This window comes from Agrococcus versicolor, assembly GCF_039531815.1.
GTDB lineage: Bacteria > Actinomycetota > Actinomycetes > Actinomycetales > Microbacteriaceae > Agrococcus > Agrococcus versicolor.
Map to the genome: position 1 here is coordinate 343,293 of NZ_BAAAQT010000008.1, position 13,216 is coordinate 356,508.

The 13,216-nt window shown below is 72.1% G+C and carries 14 protein-coding genes; 1 reads left to right on the forward strand and 13 read right to left on the reverse strand.

The features are described from left to right. The first annotated feature begins 138 nt into the window (after positions 1 to 138). Complete coding sequence (locus ABD249_RS14050) at positions 139 to 780, forward strand: RraA family protein (protein WP_344344632.1); 642 nt, start codon at positions 139 to 141, stop codon at positions 778 to 780. A gap of 6 nt (positions 781 to 786) precedes the next feature. Here the strand turns inward: ABD249_RS14050 and ABD249_RS14055 are convergent, their stop codons facing one another. The 13 genes from ABD249_RS14055 to ABD249_RS14115 all read right to left on the reverse strand — a co-directional run bounded on the left by ABD249_RS14055 (position 787) and on the right by ABD249_RS14115 (position 13,215). After that, positions 787 to 1,464: a TetR/AcrR family transcriptional regulator gene (locus ABD249_RS14055; RefSeq protein ID WP_344344634.1), complete on the reverse strand. Its 678-nt coding sequence runs from the start codon at positions 1,462 to 1,464 to the stop codon at positions 787 to 789. A 31-nt stretch (positions 1,465 to 1,495) separates the two neighbouring features. After that, a complete protein-coding gene (locus ABD249_RS14060) occupies positions 1,496 to 2,878 on the reverse strand; it encodes an aldehyde dehydrogenase family protein (RefSeq protein WP_344344635.1) in 1,383 nt (460 codons plus the stop codon). Beyond that, on the reverse strand, positions 2,875 to 3,465 hold the full coding sequence (locus tag ABD249_RS14065; RefSeq protein ID WP_344344636.1) for a thiamine pyrophosphate-dependent enzyme: 591 nt from the start codon (positions 3,463 to 3,465) through the stop codon (positions 2,875 to 2,877). The genes ABD249_RS14060 and ABD249_RS14065 overlap by 4 nt, the downstream gene beginning before the upstream one ends. A 2-nt stretch (positions 3,466 to 3,467) precedes the next feature. Beyond that, the gene (locus ABD249_RS14070; RefSeq protein WP_344344638.1) at positions 3,468 to 4,010 is read right to left on the reverse strand and encodes a thiamine pyrophosphate-binding protein; all 543 of its coding nucleotides are present in this window, start codon (positions 4,008 to 4,010) and stop codon (positions 3,468 to 3,470) included. 135 nt (positions 4,011 to 4,145) lie between these two features. Next, positions 4,146 to 5,345, reverse strand: a complete 1,200-nt coding sequence (locus tag ABD249_RS14075; protein ID WP_344344639.1) for an MFS transporter — start codon at positions 5,343 to 5,345, stop codon at positions 4,146 to 4,148. Positions 5,346 to 5,355: 10 nt separating this feature from the next. After that, on the reverse strand, positions 5,356 to 6,327 hold the full coding sequence (locus ABD249_RS14080) for a DUF4862 family protein (RefSeq protein ID WP_344344641.1): 972 nt from the start codon (positions 6,325 to 6,327) through the stop codon (positions 5,356 to 5,358). Beyond that, positions 6,320 to 6,958, reverse strand: coding sequence for an RraA family protein (locus tag ABD249_RS14085; protein ID WP_344344643.1), 639 nt, complete (start codon positions 6,956 to 6,958; stop codon positions 6,320 to 6,322). Before ABD249_RS14085 ends, ABD249_RS14080 begins: the two co-directional genes overlap by 8 nt. 29 nt (positions 6,959 to 6,987) lie before the next feature. Continuing rightward, positions 6,988 to 8,007 (reverse strand): tripartite tricarboxylate transporter substrate binding protein, encoded by a 1,020-nt coding sequence (locus ABD249_RS14090; protein WP_344344645.1) that lies wholly within the window; start codon positions 8,005 to 8,007, stop codon positions 6,988 to 6,990. A gap of 2 nt (positions 8,008 to 8,009) precedes the next feature. Next, positions 8,010 to 9,632 carry a tripartite tricarboxylate transporter permease gene (locus tag ABD249_RS14095; protein WP_344344647.1) on the reverse strand — a complete coding sequence of 541 codons (1,623 nt, stop codon included), beginning with the start codon at positions 9,630 to 9,632 and terminating at the stop codon, positions 8,010 to 8,012. A 74-nt stretch (positions 9,633 to 9,706) separates the two neighbouring features. Beyond that, complete coding sequence (locus tag ABD249_RS14100; protein ID WP_344344649.1) at positions 9,707 to 10,240, reverse strand: tripartite tricarboxylate transporter TctB family protein; 534 nt, start codon at positions 10,238 to 10,240, stop codon at positions 9,707 to 9,709. A 4-nt stretch (positions 10,241 to 10,244) separates the two neighbouring features. Beyond that, positions 10,245 to 11,093 carry a MurR/RpiR family transcriptional regulator gene (locus ABD249_RS14105; RefSeq protein ID WP_344344650.1) on the reverse strand — a complete coding sequence of 283 codons (849 nt, stop codon included), beginning with the start codon at positions 11,091 to 11,093 and terminating at the stop codon, positions 10,245 to 10,247. Positions 11,094 to 11,290: 197 nt separating this feature from the next. Further along, positions 11,291 to 12,637 (reverse strand): phenylacetate--CoA ligase PaaK, encoded by a 1,347-nt coding sequence (gene paaK / locus ABD249_RS14110; protein ID WP_425546345.1) that lies wholly within the window; start codon positions 12,635 to 12,637, stop codon positions 11,291 to 11,293. Between the two features lie 83 nt (positions 12,638 to 12,720). Further along, positions 12,721 to 13,215 carry a hotdog fold thioesterase gene (locus ABD249_RS14115; protein WP_344344652.1) on the reverse strand — a complete coding sequence of 165 codons (495 nt, stop codon included), beginning with the start codon at positions 13,213 to 13,215 and terminating at the stop codon, positions 12,721 to 12,723. Position 13,216: the final 1 nt, after the last annotated feature.

A 13,216-nucleotide genomic window follows, 5' to 3' on the forward strand; every position in this document is an offset into this window, starting at 1 on the left:
CGCTTGCGCGCACGCTCGGGACGTGCTGCCTCGCCCGTCGAGCATCGCGCCTGCGCCTTTTCCGAGATCGCGCTCGCCAAAGTGATAGTGTGGTGTCACTTAAGTGGGCCGCCGGCGGTCCACGGACCGGAGATCGCCATGTTCCTCGAGGTCGATGCGTCGTCGATCACCGTCGTCCCGTTCGAGCGCACGGCAGATCCTGCCCTCGTGGAGGCCATCTCCCAGCACCCCGTCGCCCTCATCGGCGACGTGCTGCAGCGCATGGGCATGATGGCCGCAGCCATCCGGCCCCGCACCGCGATCCGCCCGCTGGCCGGCAGCGTCCTCCCCGTGCTCGTGCGCGAGGGCGACAACCTCGCCATCCACCGCTCGCTCGACGAGGCACGCGCGGGCGACGTGCTCGTCGTCAACGCGCAGGGGGACGTGAACCGTGCGGTGTTCGGCGGTCTGCTCGGCGCTGGATGCGTCGCGCGCGGCATCGCCGGCGTCGTCATCGACGGCGCGCTGCGGGATGTCGAGGAGTTCGAGGAGCTCGGCCTGCCCGTGTACTCGCGCGGTGTGAGCCCCGCCGGCCCGTACAAGCACGGCCCCGGCTCGGTCGGGCTCCCGATCGCGTGCGGCAACGTGGTCTGCACCGGCGGCGACGTCATCGTCGGCGATGGCGACGGCCTCATCGTGCTCCCGGCTGCGGATCTCGCGGACATCCTCGCCAGGGTCGAGCGCCAGGCAGCCTACGAGGTCGACCTCAAGGCCGGCCTCGTCGGCGGAGCCCGGCGCTGAGGATCGTCACGCCTCGTCTGCGAGGCCTCGCAGCGCCGCGCGATACACCCGCGAGAGGTGCTGCACGAGCGCACCGTCGGCCATGCCGGTCGCGTCGCGGACGTCGAGGATCTCGCGCGAGTTGAGCAGCGCGTTGTAGAGCCCGAGCGCGAGCGGGTACCGCGATTCGGCCACGCCCGCCTCGCGCATGAGGTCGCGGATCGCTCGCCCCCACATGCGATCGAGGGCGGAGGCCTGGCCCTCGCCGGCCTCGAGCCGCACGAGGAACCCCTCGCGCGAGCGGACGAGCACCATGGCGGGCCCGTACACCGAGACGACGTCGATCCAGTGCGCGAGGATGCGCTCGAACAGCTCGCGACCGCGCTGCTCGAAGTCGGTCGTGGTCGCATCGGCGTGCTCCACGACGCTGAGCATGAAGCGACGATGCAGCTGCTCGAGCGTGGGGAAGTACCGGTACGCGGTCGCGAGCGAGAGCCCTGCGCGCTCGGCGACCGCGGGCATCGTCGCCTCCTCCGGGTCCTCGCGCAGCAGCTCGCCGACCGCGGCCACCAACGCCCGCTCGTTGCGGATGGCGTCCTGGCGCGGAGCACGGCGTCGTGAGGGCGACACGATCGCGCCCGGGACGTCGGACGGGTCGCCGGCCCCGGCGCCCGCCGACGAACCCGGTCGCGCGGTCTGGCTCATCCAGCCATCATCCCGCGCGGGGCGGTCGCCGTCACGCGCCGACGCGCACCGCCTGCACGTTGGCGAACTCCGCGATGCCGTAGTCCGAGAGCTCGCGCCCGTAGCCGCTCGCCTTGACGCCGCCGACGGGCAGGCGTGGGTCCGACATCGAGATGGCGTTGACGAACACCGAGCCCGCCTGGATGCGCGCGGCGAGCTCGTGGGCTCGCTCCACGTCCGCGGTCCAGAGCGCGCTGCTGAGCCCGTACTGCGTGTCGTTCGCGACTCGGATGGCGTCGTCGACGCCGTCGACGGCCGTGACCGCCGCGAGCGGGCCGAAGGTCTCCTCGGCGAGCAGTGGTGACGTCCGGTCGCTCGCGCTCATGAGCGTCGGCGCGAACCACGATCCCGGCCGGTCAGGGTCGGGACCTCCGACGAGCACCGCGTCGCCGCCCGCCGCCGCCCTCGCCCGCTGCTCGCGGAGCGTCTCGGCCAGGTCCTGGCGCGCGATGGGGCCGACCTCCGTCTCGGGATCGAAGGGATCGCCGACCCGCAGTGCCGCGACATGCGCGCGCATGGCGTCGACGAGGTCGTCGCGGATCGACCGCTGCACGACGATGCGCTTGGCTGCGATGCAGCTCTGTCCGTTGTTCAGGAACCGCGAGCGCACCGCGGCCTGGGCAGCCGCGGCGACGTCGGCGTCCTCGAGCACGATGAACGGATCCGAGCCGCCGAGCTCGAGCACGCACTTCTTCAGCACCCTGCCGGCGGTCTGCGCGACGATCGCGCCGACGCGCTCGCTCCCGGTGAAGGTCACGGCTGCGATGCGAGGGTCCTCGATCATGGCGCCGGCCTGCGCGCCGGACGCGATCGCGAGCACGAGCACGTCCTCGCCGAACGCCTCGGCGAGCACCCGCTCCACCGTGACGGCGCATCCCGTGACGGACTCCGCGTGCTTCAGCACCACGGTGTCGCCGAGTGCGATCGCGGGGAGCATGGCACGGACGACCTGCCACCACGGGTAGTTCCAGGGGAGGACCGCCAGGACCACGCCGAGCGGACGGAGGTGGACGCTCGCGGCGTCCTCGCCGACGTCGACGCGTCTGGGCTCGAGGAACGCAGCCACGTTGTCCGCATAGTGCTGGCAGGTCGCGATGCACTTGTCGATCTCGCCGAGGGCCTGCGCGAACGGCTTGCCCATCTCCCGCACGATCTGCGTCGCGAGCGCCTCGCGACGCCCGGCGAGGATCGACGCGAGACGACGGATCCCCTCGATGCGGTGCTCGATGCTGGTCGTGCGCCATCGCGCGTGCGCCGACTCGGCGCGAGCGAGCACGACGTCGAGCTGCGTGTCCGAGTGGTAGTCGAAGCGCTCGATCGGCTCGCCCGTCGATGGGTCGACCGTCGAGAAGCCCGTGGCCTCGAGGACGGTCACGACACGACCCGCTGCGGCAGGCGAGCCGTCATCCACGCGGTGAAGCGCAGCGTGATCGACACGGGATCGATGAGGAGCTTCGCGATGTCGGCCGCGTTGCCCGCCTCGATGCGGACGTGGAGCAGCGTCGGCCCCGGGGCCTCGACGAGGCGAGCGAACTCCGACCGCAGCGACGCCGGGTCGTCGGCCGTGCCCGTCGTCCAGCCGGAGGCGGCGGCGAGGGCGCCGAGGTCGATGCGATCGGCGTAGGTCGGCAGCCCTGCGGTCGAACCGTAGACGCGGTTGTCGAGCAGCACGATGAAGAGTCGCGACGGCGCGAGGAAGCCGCCCGTCGGCAGCACGTTCGGGTTCATGAGGAGCGATCCGTCGCCCTCGATGCCGATGACCTTGCGCACGTCGCTGCCCTCGGCGGCGATCGCGAGGCCCGTGGCGACCGAGCCGACGAGGCCCATGGAGTCGAGCAGGTAGAGGTGGTTGTCCCGGTCAGCGATCGACGCGAGCTCGCGGCTCGTGGCGGCGCAGGTGACGACGAGTGGGTCGTGCTCGGTGAGCGCCACCAGATGCTCGAGTGCTTCGATGCGGCGCATGGTCATGCCACCTTCCCGTCGGTGTTCCAGAACGATGCGAGCACGACGACCGGTCGGTACGTCATGCGTGCGTGGGTGCCCGCTTCCGCGACCACGTCGTGCCAGTCGTCCGTCGAGGAGCGTCGGTCCAGCTCCACGATCGGGACGCCGAGCGTGCGCAGGATCGACGGCACGTGCTGGCTGATCGAGTGGATCATCGAGTTGTACTCGCCGAGGCTGCCGCGCGTGTTCGCGACGATGAGCAGCGGCAGGTGGTACGAGACCGAGAAGGTCGTCAGCGCGGTGAGGTTGTTGCCGAAGCCGTTGTCCTGCATGACGACGGCGCCGAAGCGCCCGGCGAGCGGCAGCGCGCCGAGGACGCCCACCGCCTCCTCCTCGCGCGACAGCGGCGTCACGTGCGGCGAGACGCCGTCGCGACCGCCGTCGGTCTCGACGAGGGCCTGGATCACGGGGGCGACGGTGACCGAGGGGATGTAGCCGACATGGTCGGCTCCGCTCGACCAGATGCCGGCCGCGACCGCCTGGGCGTACGTCCGATCGCTCATGGGGGCTTCCTTCTGCAAGGAGGTGCTGCACGTCCGACCCGGCGGCGATGCCGCTCGCACGCGCATCCTCGTTCCATTAACTGAGAGTGTGCTCTCACATCGTAGCGCCCGGAGGGTGGGAGGGGAAGCCTCGGCTCACCGTCGGAGGCGCGCGGGCTGCGGGCCGCCGGGCGACGACAGCGCCGCCAGCACCGTCGCCACGGCCAGGACGGCCGCGTTCCCCCAGATGACGCCGCTCGCTCCCGACGCGCCCGCGACGGCGGTCATCGCGAGCGGGATGGCGGTCTGACCCAGCCGATTGCCCGCCATCCGCAACCCCAGCGCGGCGCCGTGGTCGCGCTCGGCGGTGATCTGCACGACCCATGCGAGCGTGAGGGGCTGCGGCAGCCCGAGGCAGATGCCGAGCGCGACCATCACGGCGATCGCGGCCGTCGCGTCAGACATCGGCAGCAGCGCCAGCGCACCGACGCCGAGGGCCATCGAGACGACGATGAGCATCTTGCGTCCGAACCTCGCGACGAGCCGTGCGAGGCCGAGCCTGCTGGCCACCGAGACCAGCGCGCGCAAGGAGAGGAGCGCTCCGACCACCGCGGCGTCGATGCCGCGCTCGGCCGCCCACGCCGGCAGGAACGTGTAGAGCAGGTCCATCGTCACGAGCATCGCGCTGCTGACGAGGATCGCCCGCCAGAGCCCGGGGGTCCGCAGCACCGCGAGCGAGCCCTGTGGCGCGACCGGCTCGGGAGCCTGCGAGGCGGTCGACCTGTCCGCGGCTCGCAGCAGCAGCGCGGGGAGGACCGAGCACGCGGCCGCGATGGAGCACACGAGGAGCCCGATCGTCGTGTCGGGCGCCCTAGGCGTCGCCGCGAGCACCGCGGCGCCCGTCACGACGGGCGGGCCGACGAGCTGCCCGAGCGACCCGGCCGTGGCGAGCGTGCCGAAGTCGCCGTCGCTCGCCCTGCCACGCGTGCGGCTCGCGACGTACGTCTGCTGTCCGACGAACACGCCGACGCTGCCGAGCCCGACGATGCCCGCGGCGACGAGCAGCACCCACGACTGCGTCGGTGCCGAGAGCGGCAACGCGCAGCCGACCGCGACGAGCACCGAGCCGAGAGCGACGACGACCGCGCCACCCACACGGCCCGCGAGCCTGCCGACGAGGACGGAGCCGACGAGCGCTGGAGCGGCGAAGGCGCTTGCGAGCACGGCGATGAACGGCGCGTCCGCACCCAGCTCGAGCGCGCGGTAGCCGAGCATGACGCGCACGCCGACCCACGCGACCTGCAGCAGCAGCGCCTGCGTCGCGAGCGCCGGCCGCCAGCGCGGCGTCGCGCTCACCGAGGACGGCTCACGCCGACGCAGGCGCACCTGCGCCCGCCGCGGCGAGCGCATGGGCGACGACGGCGATCGTGTCGTCGAGGCTCGCCGTCGGCGGAGCCGCGACCTTGACGCCTCGGAACGCCGTCGTCGGAGCCAGCGCGATCGCCGCGGCAGCGCGCTCGGACGTGAGCAGCGACGAGGCGTAGGTGCCTCCGTCCGCGAACGGCACGTGGACGTCGGCCCACGCGGAGCCGAGCGGGGTCGCCTCGGGCGCGGCACCCGACAGGACGAGGCCCTCGAGCACGCCCGCATCGGCTGCGAGCGCCACGTGCCGCGTCGCCCCGTCCGGATCGCGTGCCTCGATGACGGACCTGCCCCAGTTGATCGAGACCCCCACCGGCAGCCCCGCCCGTCGCAGATCGGCCGCGACGGCGATCTCGTCCTCGAGGCGCATGTGCCCCTTGGCGGGCGCGCGATCCGGCGACCATGCGTCGCAGTGCTCGACGACGAGCGTCGCACCCGCCCAGTCCCGCGCGGCGAGCTCGGACAGGGAGGCGTGCAGCGCATCGGCCGACGACGCCCCGGGAGTCGCGAGCGGCGCGGTGTGCAGCTCCACTGCGACGACCCGGCCGTCGGGCAGCGCGTCGCGGAGGCGATGGACCCCGTCGCGCAGGGCGTTGGCGGCGTCGACGGCGGCGTGGCGCCCATCGGCATCCGTGGAGGCGAGGCCGAACGCCGCGGACGCCCGCAGCCGTGCGGACGTCTCCGGTGCCGTCGTCACGACGATCTGCGCATCCGCCGGCAGCCAGGCGAGCAGCCACGGCTCGTCGTGCAGGTGGAGGCCCGCGCCCGTCCACGGGATCTCGAGTCCGACGACGCCGGGCATGGCGCGCACGGCGTCGAGGTACGTCCGCTCGGCCCCCGCGTCCCAGCCGATGCGGCTCGGCGAAGCCGCGTACGCGCCGACGAGCCACCCCGTCGGCGCGGACGCGTCAACCATGCGCCGGCGTCTCGACCTTCATCGCGGGCACCTCGCCGGAGCGGATGGTCGCGATGCGCTCGCGCTCCTGCGCGAACCGTCGTTCGGCGTTCTCGACCGCCTCGTCGAGCCGGTCGGCGGGGACGATCGCGACGCCATCGGCATCCGCGACCACGACGTCGCCGGGCCGCACGGCGCGTCCGGCGAGCTCGATCGGCTCCCCGATGACGCCGGGATCGGTCTTCTGCGCGTGCCGCATCGCGATGCCGGTCGCGAAGATGGGGAAGCCGAGACCCTCGATCTCATCGATGTCGCGCACGGTGCCGTGGATGACGAGTCCGGCGATCTCGCGCAGCAGCGCGATCTCCGTGAGGATGCCGCCCCAGTGCCCGAATCGTCCGCCGCCGGCCTCGACCACGAGCACGGATCCGCTCGGCGCCTCCCGCACCGCGCGCTGCAGGGCGAGGTTGTCGCCCGGGCCCGCGAGCACGGGGAAGGCGGGGCCGACGAGCCGGGCGCCGCGCCAGGCGGGCCGGATGCTCGGCTCGACCCACCATTCCTCCCCCGTGCCCTCGTAGACCGTGCTCGTGCCGAGCTCGAGCAGGCGAGCGAGCCGCGGGTCCGCCGTCGCCGTGATGTCCGCTGTCGTCATGGGTGTCTCCTCGATCGTCGTGGGGTCGTCTACTGCTGCGCGAGGGCCAGCGGCACGAGCTCGCGCCACAGGGCGTCGAGGTCGGTCCACTTCTCGTTGGTCCACGCCGAGTCCTGGAAGCCGAACTCGTAGCCGCCGTTGGTCATCTGCGCCTCGAAGTCGGCGTCCTGCATCGCGGCCTCGCTGGCCGCCTCGATCGCCGCCTCGAGCGTGTCGCGGACGCCTGCGTCGAGACCTGCCGGAGCCGAGAGCACGTTGTAGGACTCCCAGACGGCGTCGTAGCCGAGGCTCTCGGTCGTGGGCACGTCCTCGAGCCCGACGATGGGCTCGGCGTCGAGCGCGGCGAGCGCCGAGACGGATCCCGTCTCGATCTGCGCGCGGAAGGTCGGCACCGAGCCGAACGACAGGTCGATCTGGTTGCCGATGAGAGCGGTCATCTTCTCCGAGCCGTCGTCGAAGGGCACGATCGTGAAGTCGACTCCCGCCGCCTCCTCGAACGCCGTGACGACGATGTGGTCGTCGCCGCCGAGGCCGTCGACGCCGACGGTGATGGTGCCCGGCGCTGCCTGGGCGGCCTCGACGACCTGCTCGATCGAGGTCCAGGGACCGGTGCTCGACGCCGCGACGATGCCACGGAAGCGGTTGACGGTCGCGAGCGCCTCGAAGCTGTCCTGGTCGTACGTCGCGCCGCGGTCCTCGTTGACGTAGGCGAGCGCGGAGGGCAGGTTCGTCAGCCCGATCGTGTGACCGTCGGGAGTCGCGTTCGCGAGGGACGTGAGGCCGATCTGCCCGCCGGCGCCGACGGTGTTCTCGACGATGATCGACGTGCCGAGCTCGTCCTCCATGAACGGCACGAGGCCGCGGACCATGAGGTCCGACGAGCCGCCCGCGCTGAACGGCACGATCATCGTGATGGGCTCGGAGCCGGGGAAGTCGGCGGCGTCGCCGCCTCCACCACCGTCCCCGCTCGAGGTGAGCGACGAGCAGCCTGCGAGCGCGAGGGGCAGGATGATCGCCGCCAAGGCGGCGGATGCGATGCGTCGGTCCATGGTCATTCTCCCTTGGATGCGGTGGGGGTCGGTCGGTCGGTGGAGGAGCGGTCGGAGGGGTCTGCGTCGGCGAGGTCGGCCGCGTCGAGGGTCGCGACGGCGCCCGTGGGCAGTCCGCCCATGTCGACGATTCGCTGGCGGCGCCGTTCGAGGCGCTTCGCCCCCATCGACAGCAGCGGCGCCCCGACGAGCGCGAGCGCGGCGACGGTGAGCAGGATCGCCGAGAACGGGCTGCCGACGAGGGTCGTGACGTCGCCGTCCGACAGCAGAAGGGCGCGCACGAGGTTCTCCTCGAGGATCGAGCCGAGCACCATCGTGAGCGCGATGGGTGCCAACGGCACGTCGAGCTTGCGCAGGACGTAGCCGAAGACGCCGAAGACGAGGAGCACGAGGATGTTGAGGGCAGTGCCCGTCACGAGGAACGCGCCGAGGATCATGAGCCCGACGACGATGCCGAACAGCACCGCGTACGGGATCTTCAGGATGTAGAGCCAGACGCGGATCAGCGGCACGTTGAGGATCAGCAGGATGACGTTGCCGACGAAGAGGCTCGCGATGATCGCCCACGCGACGTCCGGGTGATCGCGGAACAGCAGCGGACCGGGCGTGAGGCCGTGGACGATGAACGCGCCCATCATGATCGCCATCGTCACCGACGACGGGATGCCGAGCGTGAACATCGGCACCATGGTCGCGATCCCCAGGGAGTTGTTCGCGGTCTCCGGTCCGGCGACGCCCTCGATGGCGCCGCGTCCGAACTGCTGCCGACCCTTCGACCAGCGGCGCTCGAGCGCGTAGGAGAAGAACGTGGCAGCCGTGCCCGGCGAACCCGGCAGCAGACCGACGAAGAAGCCGATGATGCTGCCTCGTGCCATGGGTCCGACCGACCGGCGCCAGTCCTCCCGCGTCGGCGCGATGCGCCCGATCTTCGTCAGCCTGCCCTTGGAGACGCGCTGCTCGAGGCCGATGAGCATCTCGCTGAGGCCGAAGAGGCCCATGACGACGGCGACGAGGTCGATGCCGTCGAAGAGCTCCGGCATCCCGCCGGTGAATCGCGGCGTGCCCAGCACGGGGTCGAGACCGACGAGGCCGATCGCGAGACCGATGAGCGCGCAGACGAGGCCCTTCAGCACGTTGCGGCCGGAGAGGCCGACGACGAGCGAGAGGCCGAGCACGCCGATCGCGAAGTAGTCGCGGGCACCGAGGCCGAGCACCGCCGTCGCGAGCGGTGCGAACAGCACCATGCCGATGATGCCGACGGTCGCACCGACGAAGGAGCCGGCGGCTGCGATGACGAGGGCGGGGCCGCCGCGGCCCTGCTTCGCCAGCGCGTAGCCCTCGAGGGTCGTCGCGACCGACGACGGCTCGCCGGGCACGTTGAGCAGGACGGCGGTGATGGTGCCGCCGTACATCGAGCCGTAGAGGATCGCGGCGATCATGATGATGCCGGGCACGGGCCCGACGACGAAGGTCACCGGCAGCAGCAGCGCCATGGCAGCCGGCGGGCCGAACCCGGGCAGGATGCCGACGACCATGCCCATGACGCAGCCCGCGAGCGCGAACAGCAGGTTGACGGGGGTGAGCACCGTCTGGAAGCCGGCGAGCAGCTGAGCGAGAATGTCCACGTCGACATCGCCTTTCATCGCGAGCGCGAGCGCCCGAGGGTCCGGGGACCGGTTCGGTTCGGGTGGGACGGGCCTTAGAGGAGCCCGACGAGGAGCGGCCGCAGCACGCCCGTGGGCAGCTGGACGCCCAGCACCGTGGTGACGAGCAGGAAGCTCACGACGGCGAAGCCCAGTCCGGTCGGGATGGCCGCTCGCAGCCTCCCTCGAGCCAAAAGGGTGAGGATCGCGACCGCGATGGCGACCGTCAGCGGATAGCCGAGCGGCTGCATCGCGAATGCGCTCGCTGTCACGACGCCGAGGGATGCGACCGCCCGCACCATCGCGGAGCGATCCGGCGGCGGCTCCGTGTCGGCGTCGACCCGGTAGCGGCCGAGCAGCGCGAGCACGAGCCAGGCGATCGAGAGACCGAGCATGGCGACCCCGATGATGACGGGGAAGAAGGCGGGGCCGGGGAGCGAGCGGACGCGGAAGGCGTACTCCTGCGACGCGATCAGCAGCGCAGCGGCGAGGGCGACCGCGAGGGCGGCGCCGACGATGTTCGCGATCCGGAAGCCGGTGGGGCTCCAGGTCGACTCGGACTCGGCGGTGACGTCCTCGAGCGCCACCACGTCGTCATCCCCAGTGCGAAGGCTCATCGTCGCCCACCGTCCGTGCGAGGTCGTCCAGGCGCAGGAGCGCGTCGCTCGTCCGCTCCCTGGCCAGGTGGAAGAGGGAGAACTGCAGCGCGTAGATGAGCACGATCGGCACGACGAGGGAGCGCTGGTTCGAGCGCGGGCCGCGGGGAGCGACGAGCAGGCGATCGGGACGAGGGTCGAGCCCGAGGCCCTCCTCGTCGGCGATCACGGCCGTGGCGGCTCCGATGCTCGCCGCGTAGGCGTTGATGCGCGACAGCCGGGGGTCGGGCCGGCGGAAGACGAAGGACAGCACGAGGTCGTGCTCGGTGAGCGACGTCAGGTGCTCGGCGATGAGGCGACCGCTCGTCGGCAGCGTGACCGGCATGATGCCCACGCGGCGGAGACGACGGGCGAGGAGGTCGAGGGCGGTCGCCGCGTACGGCGGGCCGAAGAGGTAGACGGCGCGAGCGTCGAGGATCTGGGTGGCGAGGCCATCGACCTCGTCCTGCGCGACCGATCGGGCGAGTCGCTGCATGGCCGCGACCTCGTCGTCGACGAGTGCCGCGAGCGTGTACTCGGAGTCCGGGCGGCTCAGCATGCGGCCGGCGCTCGTGACGGGCTCGGAGCCCTCGTCGGCGAGGCTCGCGCGGAACTGCCGGTAGCCCGGGAAGCCGAGCTGAGAGGCGAGGCGGATGAGCGTCGTCTCGTGGACCCCGAGCTGCGCTGCGACCTGCGCAGCCGACAGGCGCGACATCGCCTGAGGGTCTGCGAGCAGGTGGTCGAGCGCTCGCCTGCCGGTCTCGGACAGGCTGCCGCTCATCATGCGTGCCGAGTCGGCGATCCCCATGTCGGGCCCTCTCACATCGTCGTGAAGTGCGTCCCTGCGTCGGAACTGCATTCCTGCGCAGGATTGCAGGATATGCGCATCTCGCGCGAGATGTCAACGACGACGACCCCGCAGCCTCCGACGAGGCACCGCATCCGCGCACGACGAAGCCCGGAGATCCGGTCGGATCCCCGGGCTCGAGCGCCGCGCCCCCGCCGTCAGTCGCGCAGGTCGTACACGCGCTTGAGCTTGCCCTCGCTGCGCGGCAGGTGACCGGGCTCGATGAGGCGCACGTCGACGCTCGTGCCGATGCGCTCCTTCACCTGCGCACGCAGGAGGTCGGCCGCGTCCGCCGCCGCGGCCGCCGACGCGTCGGGGTGCGGCTCGATGCCGACGGTGAGCGCGTCCATGCGCCCCGACCGGGTGAGCTCGAGCACGAAGTGCGGCGACAGGTCGGCGATGCCGAGCGCGATCTCCTCGATCTGCGTGGGGAAGAGGTTCACGCCGCGCAGGATGATCATGTCGTCGTTGCGACCGGTGATCTTCTCGATGCGCCGCATGCCCGTGCGGCCCGAGCCGGGCAGCAGGCGGGTGAGGTCGCGCGTGCGGTAGCGCAGCACGGGGAACGCCTCCTTCGTCAGCGAGGTGAAGACGAGCTCGCCCATCTCGCCGTCGGGCAGCGGCGCTCCGGTCTCCGAGTCGATGATCTCGGGCAGGAAGTGGTCCTCCCAGATGTGCGGGCCGTCCTTCGTCTCGACGCACTCGCTGCCGACGCCCGGGCCCATGACCTCCGACAGGCCGTAGATGTCGACGGCGTCGATGTCGAGGCGCTCCTCGAGCTCGCGACGCATCTCGTTCGTCCACGGCTCGGCGCCCAGCACCGCGACCTTGAGGCTCGTCGAGCGCGGGTCGACGCCGGCGGCCTCGAGCGCGTCGGCGATCGTGAGGAGGTACGAGGGCGTGCAGAGGATGGCGTCGGGCTCGAAGTCGCAGATGAGCTGCGCCTGCCTGGCCGTCTGGCCGCCCGACATGGGGATGACGGTCGCGCCGAGGCGCTCGATGCCGGCGTGGGCGCCGAGGCCGCCCGTGAAGAGGCCGTACCCGTAGGCGTTGTGCACCTTCATGCCGCGGCGGATGCCGGCGGCGCGCAGGCTGCGGGCGACGAGGTCGCCCCAGCGCTCGAGGTCGCCTGCCGTGTAGCCGACGACGGTCGGCTTGCCGGTGGTGCCGCTGGATGCGTGGATGCGGGCGACCTGGTCCATCGGCACGGCGAACATGCCGAACGGGTAGGTGTCGCGCAGGTCGGCCTTCGTCGTGAAGGGCAGCCGGGCGACGTCGGCGAGCGTGCGGATGTCCGCGGGCGCGACGCCCGCGGCGTCGAGCCGTGCGGTGTAGAGCGGCACGTTCGCGTAGGCATGGTGCACCGTCTGCTGGAGCCGCTCGAGCTGCAGGGCCTCGAGGTCGGCGCGGTCGAGGCGCTCCTCGGGGTCGCGCTCCTCGACGGGCGTCGCGGCCACGCGCATGCGCGCGGCGACGATGGCGCCGTTCGGGTTCGTCGTCGTCATCTTCGACTCCTTCGTCTGCGTCGATCGGTCGTGCGCGCCGCGCGCTCGGGCGGCATCGCCGGCCGGTCGGCCGCCAGGGGTGATCAGGGGGTGGGGAACGGCCGTGCCGTGGTGAACGAGCGGCCGCGGAACTCCGCGACGACGTCGCCCGTCTCGTCGGTGACCTGCACGTCGTAGAGGCCGGTGCGACCCCTGCTCGTGCGACGCGTCGCGGTGGCGACGAGCGTCTGGCCGACGTGCGTGGACTTGAGGAACGTGATGTCGGCGCCCTGCGCCACCGTCACGGACTCCCCGTCGTTGCATGCGATCGCGAACGCCGTGTCGGCGAGCGCGAACACGAGGCCGCCGTGGGTGATGGCGAAGCCGTTCGTGAGCTCGGGGCGCACGACGAGCGAGGCGACGGCGATGCCGTCCTCGTCGCGCTCGACGCGCATGCCCAGCAGGGCCGAGGCCGCGTCGCGCAGCAGCATCGCCCGCGTGTGCGGGCGGGCGGCGGCGATCGCGTCGCCGTCGAGACCGGATGCGGTCGCGACGTCGCGACGATCGTCGGTCGTCTCGCTGGTGGCTGCGTCGGGCATC